This is a genomic window from Bacillus glycinifermentans, assembly GCF_001042475.2.
Classification (GTDB): Bacteria; Bacillota; Bacilli; order Bacillales; family Bacillaceae; genus Bacillus; species Bacillus glycinifermentans.
The window spans coordinates 103,269-115,921 of sequence record NZ_LECW02000045.1; the positions used below are offsets into that span (position 1 = coordinate 103,269).

The window sequence follows — 12,653 nt, forward strand, 5'->3', positions numbered from 1 at the left end:
CCATGCTATATTGATTCTGTAAAGCGCTTTCAATTCATTTAAAGGGATGAGACAAAAGATGAAATTGAAAAAGTACGTTGGAATGTTCAGTATCATGGCTTTATCCGTATCATTAGCTGCATGCGGCCCGAAAGAAAGCAGCAATGAAGCCTCAAGCTCGGATAAAAAGGAGCTGGTAATCTGGGAGGATAAAGAGAAGGCGGAAGGCATTCAAGATGCCGTTGCCCAGTTTGAAAAGGAGCATAACGTCTCTGTCAAAGTCATTGAAAAACCGTATGCCAAACAAATCGAAGATTTACGAATGGATGGACCGGCCGGCACGGGGCCCGATGTCCTGACGATGCCCGGAGACCAAATCGGCACGGCGGTAACGGAAGGTTTGATTAAAGAATTGACGATCGGTAAAGATGTTCAATCGATCTATACCGACGCCGCGATGAAATCGCAAATGATAAACGGCAAAGCCTACGGACTGCCGAAAGCGGTCGAAACGACGATGCTCTACTATAATAAAGACCTGATTTCTGAGAAAGAACTGCCGAAAACGCTGGATGAGTGGTATGAGTACTCGAAAAAAGTGACAGACGGCAAAAAATACGGCTTTTTGGCTTTATTCGATCAGATTTATTATGCCGAAAGCGTTATGAGCGGCTACGGCGGGTACATTTTTAAAAGCAAAGGCGACGGCAGCTATGATCCGGCTGACATCGGTTTGAACAAAAAAGGTGCAATCGAAGGTGCGGCGTACATTCAAAAGTTTTATAAAGAAGGATTGTTCCCGGCGGGCATCATCGGAGAGCAGGGCATAAATGTACTGGAATCGCTGTTTACGGAAGGAAAAGCGGCGGCGATCATTTCCGGCCCGTGGAATTTGGAGCCGTTCAAAAAAGCGGGGATCAATTATGGAGTGGCGAAGCTGCCTGAGCTGTCAAACGGCAAAAATATGAGCGCTTTTATTGGCGTAAAAAGCTACAATGTCAGCGCTTACTCAAAAAATGCCAAACTTGCGGAACAATTGGCCGCCTTCCTCGCCAATAAAGAAAATTCGAAAAAACGGTATGAGGTCACAAAAGAAGTCCCGGCCGTCAAAGCATTGGCGGATGATCCGGTCGTTACAAAAAGCGAAGCTGCCAAAGCCGTTGCCGAGCAGTCAAAGTTCTCAGAATTGACGCCGAATATTCCTGAGATGAATGAAGTATGGACACCGGCCGATGCGGCGCTGCAAACTATCGCAACAGGCAAAGCAGAGCCGAAAAAAGCATTGGATCAAGCTGTTGAAACGATTCAAGGACAAATCAAGGCCAAACACAGCGGCAAGTGATGGGGAATGGCGTCAGGCGAATTGGCGCCATTTCATCATAAGGACGTCCGTATAAAGAGGTGAAAGAGAAGGTGCAGCATCGCACAACGGCTTTACTATTATCGATCATTCCCGGCTTCGGCCAATTTTACAATAAACAATGGATAAAAGGTCTGCTATTCCTTATTTTAGGTGCAGCGTTCTTCGCGGTTTTTGGCGATCTGCTGAATATGGGGCTGTGGGGCATCTTTACGCTTGGAACCGAAGTGCCGCGCGACAACTCGATTTTTCTCTTGGCACAAGGCATTATTGCCGTGATTGTCACGTGTTTCGGACTGGCCGTATATTACGTAAATTTAAGGGATGCTTATCAAAACGGAAAATTGCGCGATGAACATCAGGAATTAAGCTCCCTTAAAGAGCAATATCAAAATTTAATTTCTCAAGGCTATCCATACGTGATCAGCGGTCCGTCGCTGTTTATCTTAATTTTTGCCGTCGTTTTCCCGATCTTATTCAGCTTTGCATTAGCCTTTACAAACTATAATTTATACCATTCGCCGCCTGCACATTTAGTCGATTGGGTGGGACTGAAAACGTTTTCTGAGATTTTCACAGTTGATATTTGGCGTTCGACTTTTTTTGATGTGCTGGCATGGACTGTCGTCTGGACGCTTGTCGCTTCTTCCCTGCAGGTTGGATTGGGGATTTTGCTGGCGGTCGTCGTCAACCAGAAAGACATTCGCTTTAAAAAATTGTTTCGTACGATTCTCGTTTTGCCTTGGGCAGTGCCCGGTTTCGTCACGATCCTTGTCTTTGCCGGTCTTTTTAATGACAGTTTTGGCGCGGTCAATCATACGATTCTGGCTGCTTTAGGAATCGATCCGATTCCTTGGATGACAAGTGCGGGCTGGGCGAAACTGGCGCTGATTCTTATGCAGGGCTGGCTCGGTTTTCCGTATGTGTTCATCGTCACGACCGGCGTCCTTCAGTCGATCCCGGATGACCTTTATGAAGCGGCAACCATTGACGGCGCATCCGTTTTTACTAAGTTCAGGCACATTACGCTGCCGCTGATCTTAATTGCCATGGCTCCGATTATTATTACGCAGTTCACCTTTAATTTTAATAACTTTAACATTATCTATCTCTTCAATGGCGGCGGCCCGGCAGTTCCCGGATCGACCGCGGGGGGAACCGATATTTTAGTGTCCTGGATTTATAAGTTGACGATGCAGTCGAGCCAGTATTCTTTGGCAGCGGCATTGACGATTCTATTGTCCGTCTTTGTCATTTCGATTGCACTATGGCAGTTCAGGCGGACGAATTCTTTCAAAGAGGGGGCTTAAGACGATGCTTGCAGACATGAGAAAAAGAAAGTTTTTCCGCCTTTTTTTCTCTTACGCGCTATTGATTTTTATGATCGTTATCATCATTTATCCCCTGCTTTGGACCGTGGGAGCCAGTTTTAATCCCGGCAACAGTTTGATCAGCACGTCGATCATTCCGGACAATCCGACATTGGATCATTATAAAGAATTATTTGCCGGAAAACAGAGCCTCCAATATGGGAGATGGTATCTCAATTCGCTGAAAATCAGCATATTTACGATGATCGGAGCGGTCATCAGCGTTTCTTTTACAGCTTATGCTTTTTCCAGGTTCCGATTTAAGGGCAGAAAAAACGCGTTGATGTTATTTTTGCTGCTGCAGATGATCCCGCAGTTTTCGGCTTTAGTCGCGCTCTTCGTTTTGGCGCAAATGCTGGGAATGATGAACAGCCACTGGCTGTTGATTTTGCTGTATATCGGCGGACAGATTCCGATGAACACCTATTTGATGAAAGGCTATATGGACTCGATTCCGGTCGATTTGGATGAAAGCGCCAAGATTGACGGCGCCGGCAATACAAGGATCTTTTGGCAAATCATCATGCCTTTATCAAAGCCGATGATTGCGGTAGTCGCCATGAACGGATTTACCGGGCCGCTCGGAGACTTTGTATTGTCGTCGACCATCTTGCGCTCGCCTGAATCTTATACGCTGCCGATCGGCTTATACAATTTAGTGAATGAGGTCATGGGAGCAAGCTATACGACGTTTGCCGCCGGAGCCATTCTGATCAGCATCCCGGTCGCCGTCATCTTTATCATGCTGCAGAAGAATTTTGTGTCAGGATTAACGGCAGGCGGAACAAAAGGATAAACGAATGAAAAGGAGAATATTATGTCTAAATCTTATACGACAGAGGCAAAGTTCATGCTTCACGGAGGAGATTACAATCCTGAGCAGTGGCTTGATCGGCCCGATATTTTAGCGGACGATGTAAAATTGATGAAGCTTGCCCATGCCAATACGTTTTCTGTGGGGATTTTTGCATGGAGCGCACTTGAGCCTGAGGAAGGCGTCTATACGTTTGACTGGCTTGACGGGATTTTCGACAGCATCCACCGGATGGGGGGACGGGTCATTTTGGCGACGCCGAGCGGAGCGCGCCCGGCCTGGCTGTCGCAAACATATCCCGAAGTGCTGCGCGTGAATGCAGCCAGGGTGAAACAGCTCCACGGTTCAAGGCATAATCATTGTTTTACTTCCAGCGTATACCGTGAAAAAACGAGAGATATCAATCGCTTGCTGGCCGAAAGGTATGGCGGGCATCCGGCGCTCCTCATGTGGCACGTGTCGAACGAATACGGCGGGGAATGCCACTGCGGGGAGTGTCAGAACGCTTTCAGAGAATGGCTTAAAAAGAAATACAACGATGATCTGAAGGCATTGAATGACGCCTGGTGGGGGCCTTTTTGGAGCCATACGTACAGCGACTGGTCACAAATCGAATCCCCTTCTCCGATCGGGGAAAACGCCGTACACGGTCTGAATTTGGACTGGCGCCGGTTTGTCACCGATCAAACGATTTCGTTCTATCACAATGAGATCGTTCCTTTAAGGGAAATCACGCCGAACATTCCCATCACGACAAACTTCATGGCAGACACATACGATTTAATTCCTTTTCAGGGCCTCGATTACAGCAAGTTTGCCAAGCATGTTGACGTGATCAGCTGGGATGCGTATCCTGCATGGCACAATGATTGGGAGAGCACGGCCGATTTGGCGGTAAAAGTCGGCTTTATCAATGACTTATACAGGAGCCTGAAGCAGCAGCCGTTCCTGCTAATGGAATCCACGCCAAGCAGCGTCAATTGGCATGATGTGAACAAACCGAAGCGCCCGGGGATGAATTTGCTGTCATCGATGCAGATGGTCGCCCATGGATCTGACAGCGTCCTCTATTTTCAATGGCGGCAATCGCGCGGTTCTTCAGAAAAATTTCACGGAGCGGTCGTCGGCCACGACAATAGCCCGGAAAACCGCGTGTTTCAAGAAGTCGCCAAAATCGGTCAAACATTGGAACGCCTTTCCGATGTCGCCGGGACGAATCGTCCGGCGGAGACGGCCATTCTTTACGATTGGGAAAACAATTGGGCGATTCAGGATGCACAAGGATTCGGGATGAAGACGAAGCGCTATCCCCAGACATTGCAGCAGCATTACCGGGCGTTTTGGGAGCGGGATATTCCCGTCGATGTCATCACGAAGGAACACGATTTTTCATCATATCGATTGCTGATCGCGCCGATGCTGTATTTAGCAAGCGAAGAAACGATAGCCCGGCTCAAGGCATTTGTTGCAGACGGAGGCACATTGGTGCTGACTTATATCAGCGGGATCGTCAACGAGCATGACTTAACCTATTTATCCGGATGGCCTCAGGATCTCCAAGAGATGTTCGGCATGGAGCCTATAGAAACAGACACGCTGTACCCAAGCGATAAAAATGCAGTCCGTTATCAAAACAAATCGTATGAAGTGACGGACTATGCAACCGTCATTCGCATGCACACGGCGGTTCAGGAAGGCGTCTATGAGGACGATTTTTACGCAAATACACCGGCCGTGACAAGCCATCAATACAAAAAAGGGAAAACATACTATATCGGGGCGAGGTTAAATGACGAATTTCACGGCGATTTTTACCGGCATTTGATGGAACAGCTGTCGATCAAACCGCCATTTTCGGTGAAGCATGAGAAAGGCGTGTCCGTTCAGGTTCGGTGCGACGGGGAGCATGACTATATTTTTGTCATGAACTTTACAGAGGAAAAACAGCCTGTTGCGTTTGAATCAAGCGTGAGGGATATGGTGACAGGGGAAGTCATTAAAGGTGATTTGACACTGGACAAATATGAAGTCAGAATCGTGGCGAAAACAAAAAACGACTAGCTTCTCAGAAACATCCGCCCATGGAGAGCGGATGTATTTTTGCTCATTTTTGACAGCGCTTTCATCACAAGGAGGGTGATTATGGGAGGAAAAGGGGTTAAAACGCCGTTTGCGGTTTTTTTCACGCTGATGATCATCATCGGTTCATTTCAAGGATCGGCCAGGGCAGCCGCTCAGCAGCCGGTCAAGGCTGACATTTTTGTAGAAAAAGTGCCGGGTCTTCATAAGGATTTTATAAAGGGTGCGGACGTTTCAAGCATCATCGCCCTAGAAGAGAGCGGTGTAGCCTTTTACGATGAAGCCGGTAAAAAGCAGGACATTTTCAAAACGCTGAAACAAGCGGGCGTCAATTATGTAAGGGTGCGCATATGGCATAACCCTTATGATGCAAAGGGAAACGGCTACGGGGGAGGCAATAACGATCTGAAAAAAGCCATTGCCATCGGAAAAAGGGCGACTGAAAACGGTATGAAGCTGCTGGTGAACTTCCATTATTCCGACTTCTGGGCCGATCCGGCTAAACAAAAAGCGCCAAAGGCATGGGCAAACATGAATTTTGAAAACAAAAAAACAGCGCTGTACAACTATACAAAAGAAAGCCTGCAAACGATGAAGAAAGCGGGAATTAACATCGGGATGGTGCAGGTCGGAAATGAAACAAACGGCGGGGTGGCCGGGGAAAATGATTGGTCAAAGATGTGCGAGCTCTTTAACGCTGGAAGCAAAGCGGTTCGGGAAACAGACTCGAACATTCGCGTCGCCTTGCATTTTACGAATCCCGAGCGAGCCGGAGGCTATGCTTCGATCGCCCGCACGCTCAACAACAATCGCGTCGACTATGATGTATTTGCAAGCTCGTATTATCCGTTTTGGCACGGTACGCTGAAAAATTTGACGTCCGTACTCAAACATGTGGCCGATACGTACGGCAAAAAAGTGATGGTCGCCGAGACATCGTACACTTATACGGCTGAGGACGGAGACGGGCATGCAAATACGGCGCCGAAAGACGGCCAGACGCTCCGCTATCCGATTACGGTTCAAGGCCAGGCAAATGCGGTAAGGGATGTCATTAAAGCTGTAGCCGATGCAGGCGATGCGGGAATTGGGGTTTTTTATTGGGAACCGGCGTGGATTCCGGTCGGACCCGCGCGCAATCTCGAGAAAAATAAACGCATCTGGGAGACATACGGTTCAGGATGGGCCACAAGCTATGCCGCAGAATACGATCCCGAAGACGCCGGGAAATGGTATTGCGGCAGCGCCGTCGATAACCAGGCATTGTTTGACTTTACAGGCCGTCCGCTGCCGTCCATTAACGTATTCAAGTATGTCGATACAGGTGCGGTTGTCCGCTGATCGCGAATTGAAAGAGGCCTGAGGTCATCAGCGTCAGGCCTCTTTTTAACTTAACGGGACGATTGAATGTGCATTTTCATGACAATCTGTTCTCCGATGGGGCCGATTTTTCTTTTTCCGGTATCGGCAAAACCGGCTTTCTCATACAAACGCCGGGCCGGAATATTTTTTTGATTGACAACCAGCACGATTTCATCGCAATGTTTGAATTCTTGTTTGATAAAGGACGCAAGTTTCAGCAATCCTTTTTTGGCAAAGCCTTTTCTCTGCTGTCTATGATCAATGGATAACGCGGTTAACAGCATGGCGTTCGGGTTCGTTGAATAGTCTTTGACTCTTTCTGTTGAATGAAGCAAAAAAAATCCGACAGGCGTTCCTTCACTGACAATGACGATCGGATATTGTCCGTCCCCCGATTGCATCACATCGCGAGGAAGCGCGGTGAAGCGTCTTTGTTCTTCCGGAAGCTCAAAGCCTTTCAAAACGGGCAAATGCTCTTTAGAGCAATGCGTAAGTTCAATGCTCATTTAATCATCCCCTTTCTGCAGCGAGTAAGGTTCTTTCTCATAGGATAGAACATTTGTTTGTTTTTTGTAAAGAAAAAATGAAGGGGAGTGCCCCCTTCACCACGATCTATATCAAACAAATAAAAAGCTGGCATTCGGTTCATTTCATCTCCGCCAAAGCGCCTTGAGGCACTTCCTCCCGCTCGATCTCAATCCAGCCTTTTCCGTAGGTTCCGACGGTGTACATTTTGAGATAAGCGCCTGCCCGCAGCTTTCTGTCCATCACCCTGACGATTTTTTGTTTGTTTCCAGTTTTTTCGTACCCGGTGAATGTGTAGCGGTATTTGCCGTTCCATAGCTTTTCGTAAGCGTCCGTCGTTTTGACGTAGTATGCTTCAACCGGAAGGCCTTTCAGAAAATTATCAGACAGCGGGGTGAGGCCCGCTGTCGTCTTTTGGAGGGCAAACAGTCCTGCAAAAACGATCAAAACAGCGGCGGCGAGTCCGATTCCCAGCTTTTTCATTGCATCTTCTCCTCTTTTCTTTTGTTCAGTCCCATTTTATAAATTATCGGCGGAATAAGACATTGATTCAAATTACAGTTCGCTTACATTTTTGTAAGATTAGATTTTGTGAATCGCGGGGCAACGTGTCATAATAGACGCAAACAAAGGAGAGACGGAACATGCAAACCATTATGATTGTGGAAGACGATCCGAAAATTGCCGAACTGCTGCGGTCCCATATCATCAAATACGGCTATCGCGTACACGTCGTTCATGATTTTGACCGCGTGATGGACGAATTCAGAAATGAACGGCCTGACCTTGTGCTGCTCGACGTCAATCTGCCGAGCTTTGACGGCTATTATTGGTGCCGGCAGATCCGTCAGGAATCGATCTGCCCCGTCTTGTTTTTATCGGCGCGGACAGGTGAAATGGACCAGGTCATGGCGCTTGAAAACGGAGGGGATGATTTTATTACGAAGCCGTTTCATTCTGAAATCGTCATGGCGAAAATTCGCAGCCAGCTGCGCCGGGCTTACGGCGAATACGCAGCAAAGGCCGATGAGCGGATGCTGGAAAGGGAAGGGCTCAGGCTTTTCCCGGAAAGGCTTGAATTGGCATTTGGAACAAAAACGGCTGCTTTGACGAAAAAAGAAGCCGATATAATCGAAAGCTTAATGGAGCGCTATCCGAGGGTCACCGGCCGTGAAGACCTGCTTGCCAAGCTTTGGGACGATCAGGCGTATGTCGACGAAAACACGCTCAATGTCAACATTACACGGGTCAGAAAGAAATTTTTGGAGCTTGGCATCGAAGACGCGGTGGAAACGGTCAGGGGCGCCGGGTACCGTCTGAATGTATCCTGGGTGAAGGCGGGAGAAGAATGAAGCTGTTTTTCAAGGAGCATTATCTGCTGATCGGCGTGCAAATCGTGCAGTTTGCCGTCATGTTATCGGTGTATTGGCTTGATGGATACCGGAGCATCAAGCCCCTTTTGTATGCCGTTTTTCTCGGTTTTTTCTTTCTCGGCTGCTATCTTTTTTATCATTACTATAGGCGCCGCAAATTTTACAGGCGCCTCGCAAGGCCCTTAGAGACGCTTGACGAATCCATTCAAAAAAACGGCGGGGCCCCTGCGGCAGAAGCGCTTGAGGAGCTTCTGAAAAGCCAGTACAGGCATTACCGGCACGAATTGAAAACGTTGGAGCGGGCGCAAAAAGAGCATCTTACGTTTATGGAGCAATGGGTGCACCAAATGAAAACGCCGCTGTCCGTCATTGAGCTGACGGCCCAGAATCTCGATGAGCCGGAATCGTCGAGCATTCGCGAGGAGACCGAGCGGATGAAGACCGGATTGAACACGATTCTGTACATGGCCCGCCTTCGGACGATTGAGCAGGACTTCCGCGTCAAGCCGGTCGTTTTAGCTGATATCGTTCATGAAGTCAACCGCGACAACAAGCGCCTCTATATCCGCAGCCAGGTGTATCCGAAGTTCAAGGAAGAAAAGCAAGGCCTCACGGTTGAAACAGATGAAAAATGGCTGTTTTTTATGCTGTCTCAGCTCGTGCAAAATGCGGTGAAATATTCTGCGGGAAAAAGCAGCACGATCATTATTTCCCTTTATGAAAAAGGAGCGGAAGCGGTATTGGAAGTGACGGATTTCGGCGTCGGAATTCCTGAAGCGGACAGGAAGCGGGTGTTTGATCCGTTTTTTACGGGCGAAAACGGCCGCAGTTTTAGAGAATCAACGGGAATGGGCCTTTATTTGACAAAGACGGCGGCCGATCAGCTCGGCCATCGCCTTGAGCTCGATTCAGAGGAAGGCAAAGGTACGACGGTCCGGATGGTGTTCACTTCGACGCAAAACCTTACACCGATGTAAGGAAAGTGAAAGAAGAATCGATAGTTTTGACTTTGCTTTTTTAGATAGACTAAAATCACAGATCGAAAGAGGAAAGGAGATCTTGTGATGCTTCAAGTTAAACAAGCGAGCAAAATATACGAAGGAAAAATCGCCTACAGGGCGTTAACCGATATTAACTTAACAATTGATGAAGGCGAGTTTGTCGGGATCATGGGGCCGTCCGGGAGCGGGAAAACGACCCTTTTGAATATGATCGCAACCATTGACGAGCCGACGACTGGAGAAATTCTGATCAACGGCAGAAACCCGCATGTGCTGAAAAAAGAACAGCTGGCCAAGTTCCGCCGCAGGGAACTGGGATTCGTCTTTCAGGACTTCAACCTTCTGCACACATTAACGGTTGAGGAAAACATCGTTCTTCCTTTGACGCTTGACGGGGAAAAGGTCAGAGAGATGAAGCGGAAAGCGAACGACCTTGCTGAAAAACTCGGGATTACACATATTATGAAAAAGCGGACATTTGAGATATCAGGAGGGCAGGCGCAGCGTGCCGCCGTGGCAAGGGCAATGATTCATTCGCCGAAGCTGCTGCTTGCCGACGAACCGACGGGAAATCTTGATTCCAAATCGTCCAAAGACGTCATGGAAATGCTTGAATCGATCAATCGCCATGAGAAAACGACGATGATGCTTGTCACGCATGATCCTCAGGCGGCGAGCTACTGCCATCGGGTGATCTTTATTAAAGACGGAAAGCTGTATTCGGAAATTAACCGCGGCGATCACCGCCAGGCCTTTTTCCAAAGGATTCTGGACACGCTTTCCTTATTGGGAGGGGATGCAAATGACCTTTCGTCAATTCGCGTTTAACAACGTCCTCCGCAATAAAAGGCTTTATGCCGCTTATTTTCTCAGCAGCATATTTACGGTGATGGTGTTTTTTACGTTTGCCATGTTTACGTTTCATCCGGCGATCAATGGCGGTGCAGGGCAATCCGGGATGGGCCTTAAAGCGCTGTCAGGTATGTATGTATCGGGCGGCATCATCTTCGTCTTTTCGTTTTTCTTTATTCTGTATTCGATGAGCTCGTTTCTTCAATCAAGGAAAAAAGAGTTCGGGGTATTAATGATCCAAGGAATGTCCATGCGCCAAATCCGTATGATGGTTTTCATGGAAAATATGCTGATCGGGTTCTTTGCCACCATCGGCGGAATTGCTGTCGGCATGATATTCGCGAAATTGATCTTGCTCACAGCCGAAAATGTGCTGATTATTGAAAACAGGCTCAATTTTTATTTCCCGCTGATGGCGGTCATTGTCACGTTCGTTTCGTTTACGACTTTATTTTTGTTTATTTCGTTTCTCGTGACGTTCGTGCTCAGGACCGGGAAGCTGATCGACCTGTTAAAGGGAAATAAGAAACCGAAGGGAGAACCGAAGGCTTCCGTCTTTTTGGCGATCCTTGCGGCCGTTCTCCTTGCATCGGGCTATTATGCAGCTTTGACTGCCAAAGGAAACGGCGTTTTTCTGGTCATGTTTCCGGTGACGGTTGTCGTCATTCTCGGAACGTACCTGCTCTTTACGCAATTAAGCGTCTATGTCATCCGCAGGATCAAAAAACGGGAAACCCTGTTCTGGCGAAAAACGAACATGCTCTTATTTTCAGACCTTTCCTACCGCATAAAGGATAATGCCCGGACGTTTTTTATGGTGGCGATCATTTCTACCGTGGCGTTCAGCGCAATCGGGGCGCTCTACGGGGTGCAGTCGGTCTTGCTCGGTGCGACAAAAAGCGTGAACCCGAATACGTTCACATATCAGTCGCGGGGGGATGACAAAAAGGCAGAACAGGATACAGCTTTTATCAATCAGACGCTGCGCGACAGGAATGTGAAGACGCAAAAGGCAGAAGCGGAATTCAAATATGTGAAGATAAACGGTGAAGAGCAATTGCTGGTTAAGCTGTCCGATTACAATCGGCTTGCTGGTCTGATCGGCGAGAAGCCCCTCAAGCTGGCTGAAGGAAAAGCCGCGGCGGTTGAATTCGACGGCTATGCCGGCAGCTATGAAATCGAGAGGAACAAGCAGACCATCGAGCTGAAAACAGGTAAACGGCTTCAGGCCGATCACGCCATGTATTCAAGGGCAGTGGGTAAGCCGGGAATGTATTATGTCGTTTCTGACGAAGATTTTGAACAATTGAAAAAGCCGGTATCAGAGGAACGGTTTTATGCGTGGCAGGCTCAAGGGGAAGACGAGACGTCCTTGATTAAAACGGGAGAGATATTAAACAATAAGCTCGACCCGCTCAATTTCATGGCCGTTGATTACGAGGTTTATGATCTCAGCAGGGGATATGGCCCCATGTTATTCATCGGGTTGTTTATCGGAATTGTCTTTTTCGTTTCTGCAGGAAGCTTCCTTTATTTCCGCCTGTATACCGATTTGGATGAAGACAAAGAGAAATTTAAAGCGATATCCAAGGTGGGCTTGACCGGCCGCGAGCTGAATAAGGTGCTGACAAGGCAGATGGCGATCCTTTTCTTTGCACCTATCATCGTTGCGCTGATTCATGGAGCGGTGGCGCTCACGGCATTATCGAATGCGTTTCGGTACAATCTCTTTACGGAATCTGCAATCGTTCTCGGCGTGTTTTTCGCGATTCAGGTCATCTACTTTTTCATCGTGCGTTTCTACTATACGAAGCAGATTAAAGCTGCGCTTCGTTAGGAGATTAGACGGCTGTCTAATCTCTTTTTTATACTTCATGCGACCTGAGCACTTCGCCTCTTTTTTAATTTGGATGATTATGTTAATTTTAAAATATTTCA

At 47.8% G+C, this 12,653-nt stretch carries 11 protein-coding genes; 9 read left to right on the forward strand and 2 right to left on the reverse strand.

All coding sequences use genetic code 11. The features are described from left to right. Window positions 1-58 precede the first annotated feature (58 nt). The 5 genes from AB447_RS19965 to AB447_RS19985 all read left to right on the forward strand — a co-directional run bounded on the left by AB447_RS19965 (window position 59) and on the right by AB447_RS19985 (window position 6,943). Window positions 59-1,321 (forward strand): galactooligosaccharide ABC transporter substrate-binding protein GanS, encoded by a 1,263-nt coding sequence (locus AB447_RS19965; RefSeq protein ID WP_048406331.1) that lies wholly within the window; start codon window positions 59-61, stop codon window positions 1,319-1,321. A 71-nt stretch (window positions 1,322-1,392) separates the two neighbouring features. Beyond that, window positions 1,393-2,649, forward strand: a complete 1,257-nt coding sequence (locus tag AB447_RS19970) for a galactooligosaccharide ABC transporter permease GanP (protein ID WP_057957728.1) — start codon at window positions 1,393-1,395, stop codon at window positions 2,647-2,649. 4 nt (window positions 2,650-2,653) lie between these two features. Beyond that, on the forward strand, window positions 2,654-3,505 hold the full coding sequence (locus tag AB447_RS19975) for a galactooligosaccharide ABC transporter permease GanQ (protein ID WP_096891959.1): 852 nt from the start codon (window positions 2,654-2,656) through the stop codon (window positions 3,503-3,505). A gap of 21 nt (window positions 3,506-3,526) precedes the next feature. Continuing rightward, window positions 3,527-5,584 (forward strand): beta-galactosidase, encoded by a 2,058-nt coding sequence (locus AB447_RS19980; RefSeq protein WP_048353374.1) that lies wholly within the window; start codon window positions 3,527-3,529, stop codon window positions 5,582-5,584. Window positions 5,585-5,665: 81 nt separating this feature from the next. After that, window positions 5,666-6,943, forward strand: a complete 1,278-nt coding sequence (locus AB447_RS19985; RefSeq protein ID WP_048353375.1) for an arabinogalactan endo-beta-1,4-galactanase — start codon at window positions 5,666-5,668, stop codon at window positions 6,941-6,943. Window positions 6,944-6,993: 50 nt separating this feature from the next. Here AB447_RS19985 and AB447_RS19990 read toward each other — a convergent pair whose 3' ends face one another. Continuing rightward, window positions 6,994-7,470: a GNAT family N-acetyltransferase gene (locus AB447_RS19990; RefSeq protein WP_048353376.1), complete on the reverse strand. Its 477-nt coding sequence runs from the start codon at window positions 7,468-7,470 to the stop codon at window positions 6,994-6,996. A 139-nt stretch (window positions 7,471-7,609) separates the two neighbouring features. Further along, complete coding sequence (locus AB447_RS19995) at window positions 7,610-7,972, reverse strand: YxeA family protein (protein WP_048353377.1); 363 nt, start codon at window positions 7,970-7,972, stop codon at window positions 7,610-7,612. 161 nt (window positions 7,973-8,133) lie between these two features. Between AB447_RS19995 and AB447_RS20000 the strand changes: the two genes are divergently transcribed. From AB447_RS20000 to AB447_RS20015, 4 genes are all read left to right on the forward strand, one after another. Further along, window positions 8,134-8,841: a response regulator transcription factor gene (locus AB447_RS20000; protein ID WP_048353378.1), complete on the forward strand. Its 708-nt coding sequence runs from the start codon at window positions 8,134-8,136 to the stop codon at window positions 8,839-8,841. After that, the gene (locus AB447_RS20005) at window positions 8,838-9,839 is read left to right on the forward strand and encodes a sensor histidine kinase (protein ID WP_048353379.1); all 1,002 of its coding nucleotides are present in this window, start codon (window positions 8,838-8,840) and stop codon (window positions 9,837-9,839) included. The genes AB447_RS20000 and AB447_RS20005 overlap by 4 nt, the downstream gene beginning before the upstream one ends. An 87-nt stretch (window positions 9,840-9,926) precedes the next feature. After that, entirely contained in the window at window positions 9,927-10,691 is a 765-nt protein-coding gene (locus AB447_RS20010) for an ABC transporter ATP-binding protein (RefSeq protein ID WP_048353380.1), read from the forward strand. After that, entirely contained in the window at window positions 10,666-12,552 is a 1,887-nt protein-coding gene (locus AB447_RS20015) for an FtsX-like permease family protein (protein WP_048353381.1), read from the forward strand. The genes AB447_RS20010 and AB447_RS20015 overlap by 26 nt, the downstream gene beginning before the upstream one ends. Window positions 12,553-12,653 lie beyond the last annotated feature (101 nt).